Origin of the sequence: Streptomyces spiralis, assembly GCF_014654675.1 — a bacterium.
Classification (GTDB): domain Bacteria; phylum Actinomycetota; class Actinomycetes; order Streptomycetales; family Streptomycetaceae; genus Streptomyces; species Streptomyces spiralis.
On record NZ_BNBC01000016.1, the window covers coordinates 88,826 to 105,943 of the forward strand.

The window sequence follows — 17,118 nt, forward strand, 5'->3', positions numbered from 1 at the left end:
GGCCTACGGGAGCAGGCCCAGGAGGTGGGCCTGCTCGCGGGCCTCGGGGATGTCGAAGGCGCCCACCGACTCACAGAGCTTCAGGGTGTGGCGGCCGCTTTCCCGTACGCCGGCCGTCAGCACGTCCTCGCGGTAGCAGTCGGCGATGACGGCGTCCGCGGTGGCGGGAGCGACACCGGCCGACAGGAGCGCCGCGCGGACCGGGGCCAGGTCGGGGCGCAGGCAGTCGTCGACGAAGTGGGGCATGCTGCAGGCGACTTTGACGCGCAGCGCCGGGCTCAGGGAGGTCCACAGTTCCCTGAAGAGGCGGACGAAGTAGGCGTGATGGTGCACCTCGTCGCTGACGTGGTCGCCGACCACCTCGCGGACCACCCGGAACACCGTCTCGTCCCGGGGGATCTGCGCCAGATAGCGGGTCACCACGGTCTCGAAGGCGACCACCTGAAGCAGCCGGCCCAGGCTGTCCAGGCCGGGCAGGAACCGCTCCGCCGTGCGCTCCAGACGTGCCAGCCGGGGCGCGAAGTCGTACGGGAGCACGGGCACGGCCAGGGCCTTCTCGACCTGCTGGACCACGTCGAGGCTGAACAGGGCGTGGTAGCCCTCGTCGCAGTAGATCTTGAAGGCGTCCAGCCGGGCCTCGGGGGAGAGGTCGACATCGACCTCGCCGTGTGCCACGAGTGCGGCACCCCGGTTCACGACCTTGGTCTCCAGATGGGTGGTGAACAGCATGTACTGGTAGAAGTGCTGGGCCAGCAGCGCCTGCCGCGCGTCGGCGCCCACATCGGCCAGGCCCTCGTGGCGCAGGTGCGGCACCAGGTGCTCGGGGAAGACCCGCAGGCCGGCCTCCCTGTCCTCGTCCAGGGTGCGGCGCGGCCGGCCGCGTACGGTGGCGGACTGGTACCAGCCCGGGGCGAAGCGGCCGTTCACGAGGCGTCCCCCGGCTTCGTCAGGGCCGCGGCCAGGTCCGCCGCGATCGTGTCGACCGCCGGCGGCGTCAGTGCCTCCACGTGGGTGCCGGGCACCGGCACCGTCTCGAGGTCCCGGGCCAGGCCGGACCAGCTGGCGGCCAGCGCCTCCGGATAGCCGGCCGGGTTGCCCCGGCAGAGGTAGAGCCGGGTGGGTACCTCGGTCGCTACGGGACGGCACCCGGCCACCAGTGCCAGCAGCCGGCCCCAGCCGTGCAGCATCCCCGCGGCCTGGTCGGGCGGTGTCTGCCGCAGCGCGTCCACGTCGACGCCGAAGCGGCGCATCAGCAGCCGCTCCTCGTCGGTGGCGCCGATCACGCCGCTGCCCTCGGCCCGCACCCGCTCGGCCAGTTCGTCCAGCCGCGCCCGGGTGAGCGTCATCCGTTCGGCGTCGGCGGGCGTGCGCTGGGCCAGCGAATCCACCAGGGCCAGGACCGCCACCTCGTGGCCCGTCTCCACCAGCCTCCCGGCGACCGAGTGCGCCAGCACACCGCCCAGGGACCAGCCCACCAGCGCGATCCGCCGGCCGGGCACGGCCTCGGCCAGAGCGCGGGCGTAGCGGTCGACCAGGTCACCGTAGGACGTGTCCTGCGGCTGCGGGCCCGGAGGGCGTTCCAGGCCCACGACCGTCGCCTCCCGCGGCAGGCGGGACAGCAGACCGCCGTAGCACATCAGGGTGCCTCCCACCGGGTGCACCAGGGCCACCGCCACCGGTGACGAACCCTCGCGCAGACGGACCACCGGGCCGGATCCGCCGTCCGGCGTCCCGTCCGTGAGGGCCGCGGCGATGCCGCGGATCGTCGGGTCCTTCATGACCGCCCCGACCGGCAGCGTCCTGCCCAGTTCGTCGGCGACCCGGCCGGCCAGCCGCACCGCCAGCAGGGAATGACCGCCGAAGTCGAAGAAGTTGTCGTACCGGCCGAGGCCCGGAACGCCGAGCAGCTCCTCGAAGAGCTCCGCGACGCGCCGCTCCGTCTCACCGCGCGGCTCCTCGCCGTCCCGTGCCGCCTCCAGACCGGCCACTGCTTCCAGCCCCGCCACCGCGTCCGGATCGACCGGACCGTCCGCGACCGGAGGCAGCTGCGCGCACACCACGATCCGCTGCGGCAGCAGATGCGCCGGCACCCGCTGTTGCAGCCGGGCCAGCAACTCCCGTGCCGCGGGCAGGTCCGCGCCGGGCCTGGGCACCACATAGCCGACGCGCTCCGCCCCCTCGGCGGTCACCAGGGCCCGCTCCACCGCCGGGTGTGCGGTGAGCGCCGCCTCGGCCGGATCGCGCCACAGCTCGAACCGTCCGGCGGCGTCGAACCTGCCCCGCTCACCGGTCGGCGTCACCTCGCCCGTCAGCGGATCGCCGGTGTGGACCGCCCCGTAGCAGCCCAGGGGCAGCGGCCGCAGCCGCTCGTCCAGCACATGGCGTCCCGCCGCCCCGCCGAGGGCCAGGACGTGCTCGCGCTCCTGCGCTCCGTGCAACTCGACGTCGCCGGCCGGCAGTTCCGGGTCGGCCGACAGGGCGTCCAGCAACCGGAGGAACATGGCCACCAGGCGCTCCACCGTGGCCCGGGAGAACCGCTGCGCGCTGAACGCGAAGTCGCCCTTGACCACGTCGTACTCGTGCTGAAGCGTCAGGGTGAGGTCGAAGTGCGACGACTTCCACTCGAACGGCAGCGGCTCGACCGTCAGGCCGGGCAGGGTCCAGTCCTGCTCCACCTTGCGGCGGTTGAACACCAGGGCCACCTGGAACAGCGGATTGCGTGCCCCCTCCCGGGCGGGCCGCACCGCGTCGACCACCGACTCGAAGGGCGTCCGCTGGTGCTGGAGCCCCTCCAGCACGGTCCGCCGGGCGGACTTCAGCAGGGCGGCGAAGCTCAGCTCGGGGGTGACCTGGCTGCGCAGCACCACGGTGTTCTGGAAGAAGCCGACGCAGCGCAGGAAGCGTTCGTCGGTGCGGCCGCTCATCGGGGTGCCGACGGCCAGGTCGGTGGCGCCCGTCCAGCGGTGCAGCAACACCTGCAGGACCGCGTGGAAGACCATGAACTCCGACACCCGGTGCCTGCGGCACACCTCGCCGAGCAGGGCCGACACCGGCTCGGGGACGGTGAAAGGCACCCGGTCGCCCGTGAACAGGCCGTGTTCCTGCGGTATGTGCTCCTCCGGCAGCGGCAGCGGCCGAAGGTCCTTCAGCCGGGTGCGCCAGAAGTCCAGCCCCGCCGGGTCGTCCTCGGCGCGCAGCAGGCCGCAGAACTCGGCGTACGTGTGCTCGGGCCCGGCGGGGTCGAGCGCTTCGGGCGCCGCGTAGGCCTGGTGCAGCTCCTCGGCCACCGCGGTGGCCGAGACCTCGTCCATGACGATGTGGTGGAAGCAGAACACCAGCGCGTGCTCGTCCGGGGCCGTCTCCACCACGTCCACCCGCCACAGCGGCCCGCGGACCAGATCGAAGGGCTCGGCCGCGTGCCGCACCGCCTCCCGTGCCGCGGCGCGCGGACCGGCGCCCGGCAGGGCGATCCGGTTCACCCGTACCGGCGCGGCCCGGTGCGGGGGGTGGACGAACTGCAGCACCTCGCCGCCGCGTTCCTCGACGGTCAGCCGCAGCGCCTGGTGCCGGCGCTGGAGCAGGTCCACCGCCTTCTGCAGCCGGTCGCAGTCCAGGCCGCCGCGTACCCGCAGCACGACGGGGACGTTGTAGACCGCGCTGTCGGGTGCGAGGCAGTGCAGGAAGTACACGCCGCGCTGCTGCGGGGTGAGGGGGAGGGTCAGTACGGTCATGCGGTCGCCTCCGCTTCCTCTTCCTGCTCGGCCGGTGCCGTGGTGACGAAGCTCCGGGAACGCACGGCCAGGTATCCGGCGCTGCAACCGATCAGCACCGTCATCACCACAAGCAGCAGCCGGTAGTCCACGTGGGCGATCAGTGCGGCGCTGGTGAACACCGCCAGCACCTGCGGCGTGGTGGCCAGCATGCTCGCCGCGGCCGCGACGCGGCCCTGGAGGCGCGCGGGCGAGTAGCGCTGCACCGAGGTGTAGAGGCCGACGACCGCCCCGGGGATGCCCAGACCGATCACGAAGACACCGGCCAGAGCGGTGACCAGTCCCGGCAGGGCCAGGACGGCGACGCCGGCCGCCATCAGGCTCAGCCCGTACACGGTGAGCATCGCCTCGTTGCCCGGCCCCAGCCGCTTGAGCACCCGGGTCGCGCCCAGCCCGCCGATGACCGAGCCGATGCCCTTGGCCACGGTGAGCACGCCGACGAAGGCGGCACTGCGGTGCAGTCCCTGGTCCGCGACGGCGTAGATGACGGTCTCGATGAAGCCGAAGCCCAGCAGGCCGCCCGCCATGGTGATGCACACCGCCCGCAGCCGTGGTGTGACGGCCAGGTGGCGGATGCCGGCCACCAGGGCCTCGGTGCGTCTGCCCGCCGGCGGTTCGGGAGCGGGTTCGTCGACCCGCACCGCCAGCACGCACAGCGCGCACACCAGGAAGGTCGCCGACTCCAGCACGGCCACCGCACGCGCGCCGAAGGTGAGGTACAGGAACGAGCCCGCGGCGGGGGCGACCAGCATGCCCCCCTCCTGCATGGTGCGCAGCAGCGCGTTGGCGCGGCCCAGTGCGTCGGGGTGCACCAGGCTGGTGAGCAGCGCGCTGCCTGCCGCGTTGTGCATGCCGACGCCGAGGCCGACGCCGAACAGCACGAGATACACCAGCCAGACCTGGCTGCCGTCGTGCACCAGCAGGGCCAGCAGGACCCACCCGCAGAGCACCAGGTTGAGCAGGGCGATCAGCGGCCGGCGGCGGAAGCGGTCCACCACCAGACCGAGGAAGGGAGCACCCAGCCGGGGCATCACGTAGGCGGCGAAGGCCAGGCCCGCGGCGCCGTTGGAGCCGGTGAGGTCCTTGACCCAGACGCCGAGCGCGATCCACAGGGCCGCGTCGCCGAAGAGCGAGACGCTGGTCCCGCCGATCCACAGGCGTACGTCCCGGGTGCCGGTCGAGCCGGACGGTGCGATGTCAGTTGCCGTCGGCACGTCGGCGCTCCAGTTCCTTGGCGAGGGAGGACACCGTCGGCTGGTCGAGTACGTCGACCGCGTTCACCTCGGTGCCCAGTCGGGTGTGCAGCAGGGCCGCCAGCCGGGCGGCGGTCAGGGAGTCGCCGCCGAGATCGAAGAAGTCGTCGTCGGGGCAGATGCCGTCGATGCCCAGCACCTCCCGCCAGGCCTCGGCGACCAGGTGGGTCAGCTGCTCGTGGGGCTCAGACATAGTTCTCCTTACGGCGCCAGTCCGGGTCCGGCAGCGCGCGCCGGTCGACCTTGCCGTTCTTGGTGACCGGAAGCTCCTCCACGTGCAGGAACACGGCGGGGACCATGTAGCCGGGCAGCCGCTCGCGCAGGAAGGAGCGCAGGGCGCGGCGGTCCGGCGGGCCGTCGGCCGTCACCCAGGCCACCAGCCGGTCCTCGCCCAGGTGGTTGGTCCGCACCGCGACCGCCGCCTGCCGCAGCGACACGTGCCGTGCCAGCGCGTGCTCGATCTCCCCGGGCTCCACCCGGTGGCCGTGCAGCTTGATCTGGCCGTCGGCCCGGCCCAGGAACTCCACCACCCGGTCCTCGGGGCGTCGCCGGGCGAGGTCGCCGGTGCGGTACCACAGCCGCCCGGAGGCGTCGGGCACGAAGCGCTCCGCGGTGAGCTCGGGCCGTCGCCAGTAGCCGAGCGAGACCCCGGCCCCGGCCACCCACAGCTCACCCGTGTCGCCGTCCGGCACCACCGAGCCGGAGTCGTCGCGCAGTTCCACGGCGGCGTTCTGCACCGGCCGTCCGATCGGCACCGAACGGGGGAACTCCTCGTCCGGGGCGATCCGGTGGCACAGGCTGAAGGTGGTCGCCTCGGTGGGGCCGTAGCCGTTGACCAGTTCCAGACCGGGTGCCGCGGACCGCAGCCGGCGGACGTGACCGGGTGAGAGCACGTCCCCGCCGGCCAGCAGGGTGCGCAGCCCCGCGAGCGACTCGGGTGCCGTCTCGATCTGACGGTGGAACAGGGCAGCGGTCAGCCACAGCACCGTGATGCCGCGCTCGTCGAGCAGCCGGCCCAGTTCGGCGGGGCCGAGCGTGCGGGGCGGGGCCAGCTCCACCCGGGCGCCGTTGAGCAGCGCCCCCCAGATCTCGAAGGTCGCGGCGTCGAAGGCGACCGGAGCCAGTTGCAGCAGCCGGTCCGCGGGGCCCAGCCGGACGTAGTTGGGCTCGGTCACCAGGTTGACGACGGCGCGGTGCGGGACCATCACCCCTTTGGGGCGGCCCGTGGACCCGGAGGTGTACATCAGACAGGCCAGGGCCTCCGGCCCCGCGTCCGGCAGGGGAGCGGACCGGGCCGGGTGCGCGGGCGCGGCCGGGTCCATCGCCGCCGGGTCCAGTGTGCGCAGCGGCCGCCCGGCGAGCAGGGCACGGCCCGCCGCGTCGCACAGCGCCACGCGGGCCCCGGCGTCGTCGAGCATGTCCGCCAGCCGGCCCGGCGCCTCGCCCAGGTCGACCGGCACATAGGCCGCGCCGGCCTTCAGGACGGCGAGGAGGGCCACGACCAGCGCCACCGAGCGCTCGACGCAGACCACCACCCGGTCGCCCGGGCGTGTCCCCGCCGCGACCAGGGCGTGCGCGAGGCCGTCGGTGCGCCGTTCCAGCTCCGCGTAGTCCAGCCGTTCCGCGGCGTCGGCGACGGCCACCGCGGAGGGGCTGAGCCGTGCCCGGCGGCGGAACGCGTCCGGGACGGTGGCCGGGGCGGTCATCGGGACTCCTTCTGCGCCGCGTGCTCGCGGAAGAGGCGCAGCCGCTCCTCGCCCACCTTCTTGCGCAGCTCCCAGTCCTCCACGCCCTGGTCCTCGTCGGTGGCGAGGACCAGCAGCCCCACCTTGCCCTCGTGCTCGTTCAGCTGGACCGACCGGGTGGCCTCGGGCGCCTGTTCCAGCGGGTAGACCCTGGACAGGGCCGGGACCACGCTGCCCAGCCGGAGCAGCCGGTTGGCCTCCCAGGCCTCGTGGATGTTGGCGCCGTGACTGCCGATGACCCGCTTCAGGCGCATCCACAGATAGCGGTTGTCGTAGGAGTGCCGGTAGCCGCTGCTCGATCCGCAGGTGACCACCGTGCCGCCGCGCCGGACCACGTTCACCGAGGTCTCGAACGTGGCGCGGCCCACGTGTTCGAAGACCACGTGCGGGTCCTCGCCCACCTCGCGGCGAATGGCCGAGCCCAGTGCCTTCCACGCGGTCGCGGGCTCGGTGCCGTCCTCGCCGAGACCCACGTCGTTGCGGTTGATCACGGCATGGCAGCCGAGGTCCGTCAGCAGATCGGCCTTGGCGTCCGAGCCCACCACCCCGACGGCGATGCCGCCGGCCCGGCGCACCAGCTGCACGGCGTAGGAGCCGAGACCGCCGGCCGCGCCCCAGATCAGGACCACGTCCCCGATCTTGATCCGTGCGCCCCGTTCGCTGATCAGCATCCGGTAGGCGGTGCCCAGGCACAGCGTGTTGCAGGCCGCCTCCTCCCAGGACAGGTGGGGCGGCTTGGGCACCAGCTGGGTGGCCCGGACCACGGCGAAGTCGCCGAAGGCGCCGAAGTTGGTCTCGAAACCCCAGGCGAGCATCCCCTCGGTGAGCATGCCGTCCCGTTGCGCGTCCGGGTCCTGCTCGTCGATGTACGGCGGGTTGACCACCACCCGGTCGCCCGGGGACCAGTGCCGCACCGCGCTGCCGACCCGGACCACCACCCCGGCCGCGTCCGAACCCACCACCTGGTAGTCGCGGTCGTGCCGCCCGGCCCAGCCGCCCTGCCGGGCGAACTGCTCCAGGAACCGGAAGGTGGGTATCGGCTCGTACAGGGCGGACCAGACGGTGTTGTAGTTCACCGCCGCCGCCATCACCGCCACCAGCACCTCGTCCGGGGCGAGTTCCGGCATGGGGACCTCGCCGACGTGCAGGGTCCTGCGGACGTCCTTGTTCCTGCCGTGCAGGCCCTGGAACAGGTGGTCCTCACCGCGTCGCAGGTGGACCGCACGGTAGGACTCGGGCACCGGGCAGGCGAGCAGCTGCTCTCGGCCGGCCCCCTGGCGCACCGCCTCGATGAGACGTGTCATCAGTCACTCTCCGGGACGTGGTCGTCGGGACGCATGGCCGCGCACAGCTGCCCGATGGTGGCGCGGGCGCGCACCGCGCGGATCAGTGCGGGCATGACGTTGCGCCCGGCCGCGGCGTCCTCGCGCAGCCGGTCGAGTTCGTCGCCCCAGGGGCGTCTGGTGATCTCACGCCGGCCGCCCGTGGTGGTGTGGCGCTCCGCCTGGAGCAGCCTGGTCTCGGACTCCACGGGGGTGGGCGCGGTGACCCCGACGACGGGACCCGGGTCGTGGAAGGCGAGGTCCTCGATCTCGCCCTCGAGCCATCCGCTGCGGATGCACTCCGCGATTCCGCCGCGGGCGTCGATCCGCTCCAGCCAGTCGTCCACCTCGCGGCCCAGCGTCTCCACCAGTTGCTCGATCACCCGCGAGCCGCCCAGGGGATCCGGGTAGTGCGCCAGGTCGGTCTCCTCGGCGAGGATCTGCTGGGTGCGCAGGGCGATCCTCGCCCCGAGCGGCCCCGGCGTCTGTACGGCTTCGTCGAAGCTGCACACGTGCAGCGACTGGGTGCCGCCGAGCACCGCGGCGATCGCCTGCACGGTGGCCCGGACGATGTTGTTGAGGGGCTCCTGGTAGGCCAGCGCCGAGCCGAAGGTGTTGACCTGGGTGCGCAGCTTCATGGCCCTGGGATCGCGGACGCCCCAGAGCGACCTCATGCGCTCCGCGTAGCGCCGGCGGGCGACCCGCAGCTTCGCCGCCTCCTTCAGCAGTTCCATGTCGGTCCCGAAGATGAAGCTGAAGCGGGCCGCCACCGCTTCGGCCGAGTGGCCGCGCGCCACCATGCCGCGCAGGTACTCGTCCACGCTCGCCAGGGCGCAGGCCACCTCGAGAGCGGCGTCGGCCCCGGCCTCCCGCGCATGGCCGCCCGAGACGGAGACGGGATTGACGCCGGGGAGCTCCTGAAGGCAGTACTCGATCACGTCGAGCCCGTAGCGGACGCTGGTCGGCAGGTCGTAGACGTACGCCTTGCGGGCCAGGAACTCCTTCAGCATCTCGTTCTGCAGGGTGCCGCGCAGCGCGGCCGGTGCCACGCCGGTCTGCTCGGCCAGCACGATCCACATCGCGAGCAGCATGGGAGCGGTGGCGTTGATGGTGAACGACACCGACACCTTGTCGAGCGGGATGCCGTCGAAGACCTCGGCGAGGTCGTCCACCGTGGCGACCGACACCCCGGTGCGGCCCACCTCTCCGTGGGCCGCCGGGTCGTCGGGGTCGAGTCCGAGCTGGGTGGGCAGGTCGAAGGCGAGGGACAGGCCGGTCTCGCCCATCTCCAGCAGGTACCTGAAGCGGGCGTTGGTGGATTCGGCGCTGCTCAGCCCCGCCAGTTGACGCATGGTCCACAGCCGGGTGGTGTACCCGGCCGGGTGGATCCCGGCGTCGTAGGGGAACTCGCCCGGTACGCCCATGGGGTCAGTCCTCTGTGCCGCTCTGGACGAGGTCGAGTTCGAGGACGAGGTCGTGGACGGACTCGGCGAACTCGGCTATCTCCGGGTGCTCGAAGAGCAGGATCAGCGGGATCTCGACGCCGTACCGGGTGCGCAGCGCCGCCACGATCCGGGTGGCGACGAGAGAGTCGACGCCGAGCTCCAGCAGGTTGTCGTGGCGGCCGACGGCGGACAGGCCGAGCGCGCCGGCGGTGATGTCGTGCACCGCCGTCTCGACCTCGGCGAGGGTCGCGGTGTCTGTGGGCATGGGTGCGTCCCTGTCTGTGAGGGGTGTCCTACGAAGGGGGCCGGGCCGGGGAGGGGCGCCGGTGCGGGGTGCGGCTTCACGCGGCGGCGAAGCCGCGCGCCTCGTTGAGGAACTGGCCGAGGTATCCGTCGTGCGGCAGGTACGGGTCCTTCCACCAGTCGGCGACCCTGCCGTGGAGCACGGTGCGGATCCCGGGGGACTCCAGGGCCTCTTCGACGAGCGCGGCGCTGTCGGTCAGCAGGGTCAGGGCGAGCGAGTCGTCCAGCGGGCCCACGCCGTCCGACGGCCGCCAGGGCGCCACCCACACGCAGGGGAAGGGCAGTTCGGTCCGCAGCCCGGGGTGGTCGCCGCGGTCCACGCACAGGACGGCGGGACGCAGCGCCACGCCGTCGTCACCCACGGGTGCCAGCGGGCCGTCCTCGTAGTGACGGGCCGTCAGGTCGGGTGCCCCCTGGGCGGCCCGGTCGACGGACGCCCTGAGCGCTTCGGCCTCCTTGCGCGGGCGGACCGGCAGGACCGCCCGGTCGTCGGTGACCGGGTGGGCCGGCAGCCGGGCCAGCCGCTCGGCCAGCGCCTCGGCCAGCTCCCGGTGGTCGCCGGAGGTGAGGACGGCGCTGGTGTTGGTGCACCGCACGCCTCCGTCCGAGGCGATCTCCGTGACCAGGTGGTCCAGCGTGCGGTCGTCGTACGCGCCGTCCACCAGGATCTTCGTCCGCCCCGGCCCGCGCACCAGCACGCGGTCGTTGCCGCGCATCCGGGCGACCGTGGCCTCACTGCCGTACACCAGAGCCAGATCTGCCGCCTGGACGAGCGAGTCCGCGGCGGAATGGGATCCGGGGAGCAGGCTGATCCAGTGCGGGTCGAGGCCGGCCCGGAGCAGGGCCCGCACAAGACGCAGCGGGGTGAACGGGTCCCGGGTGCCCGGCCGTACGGCCACCCGGTATCCCATGGCGAGGGCCTGGAGCCAGGCCCCGTGGGTGGCCGGATGGTTGCTGGGGGCCACGACGCCGAGCACGGAGCCGCGGCGCACCCAGCGGGCCGTCCGGCCGGCCCCGACCGGGGACTGCCTGCCGACGACCGTGCCGAGCAGGGCGCAGTCGCCGCGCATCCGCTCGAGCGTCCCACGGGCGACCGCCACGGGCACGCCCGAGGCCAGCGCCTGGAGCCGGCAGTACTCCTCGGGGGTCTGCCCGCCCAGCGTCGCCCCCGCGAACAGGGCGCCCGCCTCGGCGAGCACCGCCAGCCGCTCGTCCGGGTCCAGGGCCGGTGCCTGGCGCATGGCCTTCGCGGTCAGCCTCGTCGTGAGGGCGGGCGCCTCGTGGACCTCGGCGAGCGGGTTGCCGTTCACGTCGTGCAGCGGGCGGGAGTCACGTGACCGGTGCTCCTGGCCGCCGCGCAGTACGGGGATGAACGTCTCCATGTCAGATCCACTCCTCGAGTGACAGTCCGGCGAACCCGTCGGCGTCCTGGGCGCTCGCCTCCTGGCGCGGCACGCGGAACTGGGTGGCTTCCTGCTCCGTGACGGACTGGCCCATCGCGTAGCGCAGCCCGGCGGTCTGGATCGCCCGCGGCGGGCACCCCTCCAGGTACACGCCGGCGTCGCGGTGCTCGTACATCGCGTTGCCCACCAGGACCACCGCGCCGCGCAGCGCCGGAAGCCGTTCCATCGGGCCGGACACGATCGTCATCTCCCCCGGGAACCGCAGGAGTTCGTCGCGCAGCAGGTGCAGCGCGGCGGCCAGCCAGCGGCGGCAGTCCTCGCACGCCGTCTCGGCGTGGACGTGGATGCCCTCCCGGGGCGGGGTGAGGTCCACCGGGGCGCGCCGGATCTTGAACGCCGCGTCCTCCACCGCCGTGCCCCGCACGTCGATGTCGGCGAGGTCGATCGGCCCGAGCCCCCGGGCGTGGGCGTCGCGCAGATAGGCGAGCTCCCAGGACCCCACGCCGGCGACCGCCGCCATCGTCACGTCCAGGGCCACCGCGTTGCGCGAGGCCGCGATCAGACCGGCCTCACGCGTCGTGCCCTCCATCGGGTAGTTCCCCTCGATGACGGTCGTCGCGTCGCAGACCACCAGATGCTGCGGGCGCAGTTGGTTGAGGTCGACGATCGCCTCCTCGACCCCGGCCATGTGGACGATGCGCGTGGTGAATCCCGGCAGCAGGCCCACCAGGTTCTTCATGGCGTTGGTCAGCACCACGCTGGAGTGGGTGCGCAGTTGGGGCGCTCCGATGAAGAAGTCGCAGTCCAGCACCAGGTCGGGAACGGCGATCGGCACCCTCAGCGACGTGGCGCCGGGCACCTGGACCACGCGCAGCGGCCGGTCGTCGAAGCTGACCACCTGGGCGTAGCGGTGGACGGGGGCCCGGTGGAGTATCTCCTTCAGCACGTGCGTGCGTTCGGCCACGTAGACCTCGGCCCCGCGCGCCGACGCCCGCGCCGCCACGGCCAGCAGCAGTTCGGGACTCGTCCTGAACCCCGGTTTGCGCTGGAACATGTTGGGCTTGATGACCACGCGGTCGCCCTTGCCGACGTCCTGCAAGGGCCGGCCCAGGAGATCCAGCGCCTCCTCGACCGCGGCGTCGACCGCCTCTTCGGTCGCCGTCGCCGCCCGGGTGAGCGAAACGGCCGTCAGGTCTCCCGTCACGACTGTCCCCTGTCCGACACCGTGCCCCCGGGGGCGCTCAGAAGGGCCATCCGTCGATGACCACGGCGCGGGCCGGCGCGGCCTCCACGTCGGCGATCTTGACGGGCAGCGCCATCAACTGGACGACGGGGCCGCCGACCTGGTCGAGGTTCTGGATGTTCTCCAGAATGGGGATGCCGGCGGACAGCAGGCGCCGGTGCACCTGTCCGCTGCGGTCGTCGGGCCGCTCCGTGATGCAGTCCATGCCGACCAGGACGGCCCCGTTGTCCGCCATCCAGTCGGCGGCGGAGACGGTCAGGTACGGCGGCTTGTCCCAGTAGTCATCCCGGCCCAGGTAGCGGTTCGGGTGGTCGGTGCGCACCAGCAGCCGGTCCCCGGGCTGCCACACGTCGCGCAGCGCCTTCTCCAGGTCCTCGCCGGTGACCGGGTCGAGGTCGCGCTTGTGGGAGAGGTCCGCGACGCAGGCACGGCCGACGAAGGTGTCCAGCGGGACCTCGTCAATCTTTTCCCGGTCCTCGAAGAAGTGGTAACCGGATTCCACATGCGTTCCGTTATGCGGGAACAGCTGGAGGTCGGAAAACGTCCGGCCGACGCCCGACGGATCGGTCTCGGGGGACATGGCCCTGCGTACCCCGAATTTCGGGTACCACGGCGCGTCATAAGAGGGCATGCCCTCGTACCAGCCCTGGCTGATGTCGATGATTTTCACGGCCCACTCCCTCGCTCGGCCTGTGTGACAGCCGTCCTCACTCGAGGACTGCCCGGCGATCACAGCACGTCAGACGGCGATCGTGGGCACTTCCACGGGAGATTGGCAGCATCCTGCCAGCGCACTGCCATGAGCGGCCGACCCCTGGTTAGCTTTCGGCACAGGTCGTTCTCCGACCGCAGCCACCGGGAGTGTCCGGTGTCGCTCACACTCAGGCCGAAATGGCTTGGAGTCGCAATCGGGAGAAGATCCCGCGTGCCAGCCCATTTGGAAGGCTCCCATGATCGTGGCAATGCGTCCGCGGGCCACCCGCGAACAGCTGGATTACGTCTCCGGAATTCTCCGGGACCAGGGCCTGATCGCGGTGTCCAGCACGATGGACGACATCGCGATGCTCATCACCGAGCAGTGCGGAACGCCGGAACTGGTGTCTGCCGTGGAGAAGGCCGCCGGGGTGGACCGCGTGATCGCGCTGTCGGGCCCGCAGCGCCTGACGAGCCGTGAGTTCCGCGCCGAGGACACCGTGGTGAAGGTCGGGCCCTCGGGTGAGGCCGCGTTCGGCGGCACCGAGTTCACGGTGATCGCCGGCCCCTGCGCGGTGGAGGGCCGGGACCAGATGTTCTCGGTGGTGGACGCCGTCGTCGCGGCCGGCGCGGTCATGGTGCGCGGCGGCGCGTTCAAGCCCCGCTCCTCTCCCTACAGCTTCCAGGGGATGGGACTGGCGGGTCTCGCCCTCCTGGCGGAACAGCGCAAGCGCACCGGCCTGCCGGTGGTCACCGAGGTCGTCACCCCCGGCGACGTGGAGTGCGTCGCGGAGGAGAGCGACATGCTCCAGATCGGCACGCGCAACATGCAGAACTTCGAGCTGCTGCGCGAGGCCGGGGCGTCGGGGCGGCCGGTCCTCCTCAAGCGGGGCATGTCGGCCACGATCGAGGAGTGGCTGATGGCCGCCGAGTACGTGATGCAGGCGGGCAACGGCGACGTCGTCCTGTGCGAGCGCGGCATCCGCAGCTACGACCGCAGCACCCGGTTCACGCTGGACCTCAGCGCCGTGGCCGAGGCCAAGCGGCTCACCCATCTGCCCGTGATCGTCGACCCCAGCCACAGCACCGGCCGGCCCCACCTGGTCGGGCCGATGTCCCTGGCCGCGGCCTCCTGCGGTGCCGACGGCCTGCTCATCGACGTGCACACCGACGCGCGCAACGCGCTGTGCGACGGCGCCCAGGCGCTCACCGCGCAGCAGTTCGGCGCGCTCATGGACCGGCTCAAGCCCGTGGTGGAGGCCGTGGGACGGACCCTGCCCGTCACCCCCGCCCGCTCGCTGGCCCAGGTCTGACCCGCTTCTGACGGAGGAGAAACATGTTGGAGACATCGGCCGATCCCCTCCGGGCCGACCTCGCCCCGGAAGAGTTCATCCGCGCCGCGATGCAGTGGCACTTCTCCCCGGAGACCGGTTCCCCGTACTGGGTGAAGAAGGCCGCGGAACTGGCCTTCGACCCCCTGACGGACATCCGTTCCTGGGAGGACCTCGACCTCTTCCCCGATGTCGGCGAGGAGTGGCGGGACATCCCCGTGGACGATCTGGTCCCGGCCGGCACCCTCCGGGACGCCTGGGAGTTCCAGGTGTTCGACAGCGGCGGCACCACGGGACGGCCCAAGCGCATCGTGGAGGCGCACTCCCGCCGCAACGGCGTCCTGTGGGTGAGCGAGGTCCTCGCCGAGCACGGCGTCCCCGGTGAGGGCGACGGCCACTGGCTCCACCTGGGCCCGACCGGACCGCACATCGTGGGCCGCTCCGTCGGGCTGCTGGCCCGGCTGCGCCGTACGTTCTGCCACTACATCGACTTCGACCCGCGCTGGGTGAAGGGCAGTGTCAAGGCGGGACGGACCGACGAGGCCGCCCGCTACGTCCGGCACATCCTGGCGCAGGCGGAGGACGTGCTGGCCACCCAGCCGGTCTCGGTGCTCTTCGCCACGCCGCCGGTGCTGGAGGCCCTGGCCGCCGACGAGAAGCTGCTGGACCTGGTCCAGCGGAAGGTGCGCGGGATCATCTGGGCCGGCACCAGCGTGAGCCCGGAGACGCTGCGCGTGCTGGAGGAGGAGGTCTTCCCGGACGCCGCGGTGGTGGGCCTGTACGGCAACACCATGATGGGCATAGCCCCGCAGCGCCCGAGGAGCGCCGCCGACGAGGGGGGCTGCGTCTTCGTGCCGTTCCACCCCTTCAGCCACGTCAGGGTCGTCGACCCCGAGGACACCACGACCGAGGTGGGCTACGGCGAGCGCGGACAGGCCAGGATCAGCCTGGTCTCCCGCGACCTGCTGCTGCCCTGGACGCTGGAGCGCGACGCGGTGCTGCGCATCGCGCCCACGAGCGCCTACCCGCAGGACGGTCTGGCCGACATCCGGCCGTTGACCGCGGAGGGCGGCGGCACCGCCGTCGTGGAAGGGGTGTACTGACCGTGCAGACCGCTACCGCGCCGACCGCCGCGCCCGTGCGGCACCCGTCCGTGCTCGACCAGGCGGACCTCGACAGCCTGCTCGCCACCTGCCGGCGCGCCCTGGACCGGGCGCGCGCCACCCAGCGGACCGTGCTCGCCAGCTGGGCCAGGCCCCTCACGGTCACCGACCCCCTGGCCATCTGGAGCCGCGCCCGGCGCAGTACGCCCCGCTCCTTCCTGTGGCAGTCGGCATGGGACCGCGGCAGCGTCGTCGCCATCGGGACGGCCCGCGATCTGCGGGGCCGCGGCGAGACGCGGATGGCGTCCGTCCGCGAGACGTGGGCGGAGCTGTCCCGGAACCCGGTGACGGGCGGCACGACCGCCACCACGCCGCTGCCGGGGGCCGACGGCCCCCTCGCCATCGGCGGGTTCGCGTTCAGCCCGGACAGCACGCCGGAGACCCGACGGCTCCCCGACGCGCTGTTGTGGGTGCCGTCCCTGCAACTGCGCAGCGCCCTGCCCGAGCCCGGCGTCGCGGACCGTGCCCACCCGGCCGAACTGCGGCTCAACGCCGTACTGATGCACGACAGCGACCCCGAGCAGCTGGCCGAGTCGCTCGCCCAGCTCGCCGACCGCTGTCTCCGTACCGCCGGTCCCCCGCGGCGGCAGCCGTCGGCCCCGGCGGCTCGTACGCACACCAGCGTCGAGCTGCCGGGCGCCGACGACTGGAAGGGACTGGTCCGCCGGGCGACCGGCCGGATACGCGACGGCGTCTTCGAGAAGCTGGTGCTGGCCCGCGAACTCCGTGTGACCGCGTCCACGCCGTTCGACGTCCCCGCCACCGTCGGGCGACTGCGCGAGGCCAACCCCGGCACCACCGTCTTCGCGGTCGACCACGAGGAGTACACCTTCCTCGGCGCCACCCCGGAGTACCTGGTGCGCGTCGACGACCGCACCGTGCACGCGCTGGGACTGGCCGGCACCGCCCCCCGCGGAGCCACGCCCGAGGAGGACGAGGCGCTGGAACGCGAACTGGTCGCCAGCCCCAAGATCCAGCACGAGCACGACGTCGTGGTCCAGATGCTCCGGAACGCCTTCCACGACTCCTGCGCCGACGTGGAGATCCAGACCCCGCCCCGCGTGGTCAAGCTCACCAACGTCCAGCACCTGTCCACCGACGTCCGGGGCCGCCTGGCGCCCGGCTCCGAGGCGGGCGTCCTGGACTTCGTCGAGCTGCTGCACCCCACGCCGGCGCTGGGCGGCCATCCCCGCCAGGAGTCGCTGAGCTGGCTCTCCGACAACGAGGGCTTCGACCGCGGCTGGTACGCGGGGGTGGTCGGCTGGGCGGCCCCCGCCGGTGAGGGCCAGTTCGCGGTCGCCATCCGCTCCGCCCTGCTCGACGGCTCCTCCGCCTCGCTGTTCGCCGGCTGCGGTCTGGTGGCCGACTCCGACCCCGAGGCCGAGTACGCGGAGACCTGCGCGAAGCTGCGCCCCATGATGTCCGCCCTGGGAATCGAGTGACCCGC

14 protein-coding genes are annotated in these 17,118 nt (G+C 72.8%); 3 read left to right on the forward strand and 11 right to left on the reverse strand.

Going from position 1 to position 17,118, the window contains the following annotated elements; translation table 11 throughout:
• Window positions 1-3: 3 nt before the first annotated feature.
• The 11 genes from IE318_RS18310 to IE318_RS18360 form a co-directional block, all read right to left on the reverse strand.
• Window positions 4-927 carry a diiron oxygenase gene (locus tag IE318_RS18310; protein WP_189901635.1) on the reverse strand — a complete coding sequence of 308 codons (924 nt, stop codon included), beginning with the start codon at window positions 925-927 and terminating at the stop codon, window positions 4-6.
• A complete protein-coding gene (locus tag IE318_RS18315) occupies window positions 924-3,731 on the reverse strand; it encodes a condensation domain-containing protein (protein WP_189901636.1) in 2,808 nt (935 codons plus the stop codon). The genes IE318_RS18310 and IE318_RS18315 overlap by 4 nt, the downstream gene beginning before the upstream one ends.
• Window positions 3,728-4,984: an MFS transporter gene (locus IE318_RS18320; protein ID WP_189901637.1), complete on the reverse strand. Its 1,257-nt coding sequence runs from the start codon at window positions 4,982-4,984 to the stop codon at window positions 3,728-3,730. The genes IE318_RS18315 and IE318_RS18320 overlap by 4 nt, the downstream gene beginning before the upstream one ends.
• Window positions 4,968-5,216, reverse strand: a complete 249-nt coding sequence (locus tag IE318_RS18325) for a phosphopantetheine-binding protein (RefSeq protein ID WP_189901638.1) — start codon at window positions 5,214-5,216, stop codon at window positions 4,968-4,970. Before IE318_RS18325 ends, IE318_RS18320 begins: the two co-directional genes overlap by 17 nt.
• Window positions 5,209-6,729, reverse strand: coding sequence for an amino acid adenylation domain-containing protein (locus tag IE318_RS18330; protein WP_189901639.1), 1,521 nt, complete (start codon window positions 6,727-6,729; stop codon window positions 5,209-5,211). Before IE318_RS18330 ends, IE318_RS18325 begins: the two co-directional genes overlap by 8 nt.
• On the reverse strand, window positions 6,726-8,072 hold the full coding sequence (gene ccrA / locus IE318_RS18335; RefSeq protein WP_030179639.1) for a crotonyl-CoA carboxylase/reductase: 1,347 nt from the start codon (window positions 8,070-8,072) through the stop codon (window positions 6,726-6,728). Before ccrA ends, IE318_RS18330 begins: the two co-directional genes overlap by 4 nt.
• The gene (locus IE318_RS18340) at window positions 8,072-9,514 is read right to left on the reverse strand and encodes a methylmalonyl-CoA mutase family protein (protein WP_189901640.1); all 1,443 of its coding nucleotides are present in this window, start codon (window positions 9,512-9,514) and stop codon (window positions 8,072-8,074) included. Before IE318_RS18340 ends, ccrA begins: the two co-directional genes overlap by 1 nt.
• A gap of 4 nt (window positions 9,515-9,518) precedes the next feature.
• Window positions 9,519-9,800 (reverse strand): phosphopantetheine-binding protein, encoded by a 282-nt coding sequence (locus IE318_RS18345; protein ID WP_189901642.1) that lies wholly within the window; start codon window positions 9,798-9,800, stop codon window positions 9,519-9,521.
• 76 nt (window positions 9,801-9,876) lie between these two features.
• The gene (locus tag IE318_RS18350) at window positions 9,877-11,220 is read right to left on the reverse strand and encodes an aldehyde dehydrogenase family protein (RefSeq protein WP_189901645.1); all 1,344 of its coding nucleotides are present in this window, start codon (window positions 11,218-11,220) and stop codon (window positions 9,877-9,879) included.
• 1 nt (window position 11,221) lies between these two features.
• Window positions 11,222-12,445, reverse strand: coding sequence for a DUF362 domain-containing protein (locus IE318_RS18355; protein ID WP_229903581.1), 1,224 nt, complete (start codon window positions 12,443-12,445; stop codon window positions 11,222-11,224).
• A gap of 37 nt (window positions 12,446-12,482) precedes the next feature.
• Entirely contained in the window at window positions 12,483-13,154 is a 672-nt protein-coding gene (locus IE318_RS18360; RefSeq protein ID WP_030179649.1) for a cyclase family protein, read from the reverse strand.
• Between the two features lie 280 nt (window positions 13,155-13,434).
• Here IE318_RS18360 and aroF point away from each other — a divergent pair, with 280 nt between their 5' ends.
• The 3 genes from aroF to IE318_RS18375 are packed head-to-tail and all read left to right on the forward strand — an operon-like array spanning window position 13,435 to window position 17,113.
• Window positions 13,435-14,490, forward strand: coding sequence for a 3-deoxy-7-phosphoheptulonate synthase (aroF, locus tag IE318_RS18365; RefSeq protein ID WP_189901646.1), 1,056 nt, complete (start codon window positions 13,435-13,437; stop codon window positions 14,488-14,490).
• A gap of 23 nt (window positions 14,491-14,513) precedes the next feature.
• Window positions 14,514-15,611 carry an acyl-CoA synthetase family protein gene (locus tag IE318_RS18370; protein WP_189901648.1) on the forward strand — a complete coding sequence of 366 codons (1,098 nt, stop codon included), beginning with the start codon at window positions 14,514-14,516 and terminating at the stop codon, window positions 15,609-15,611.
• A gap of 2 nt (window positions 15,612-15,613) precedes the next feature.
• The gene (locus IE318_RS18375; protein WP_229903582.1) at window positions 15,614-17,113 is read left to right on the forward strand and encodes an isochorismate synthase; all 1,500 of its coding nucleotides are present in this window, start codon (window positions 15,614-15,616) and stop codon (window positions 17,111-17,113) included.
• Window positions 17,114-17,118: the final 5 nt, after the last annotated feature.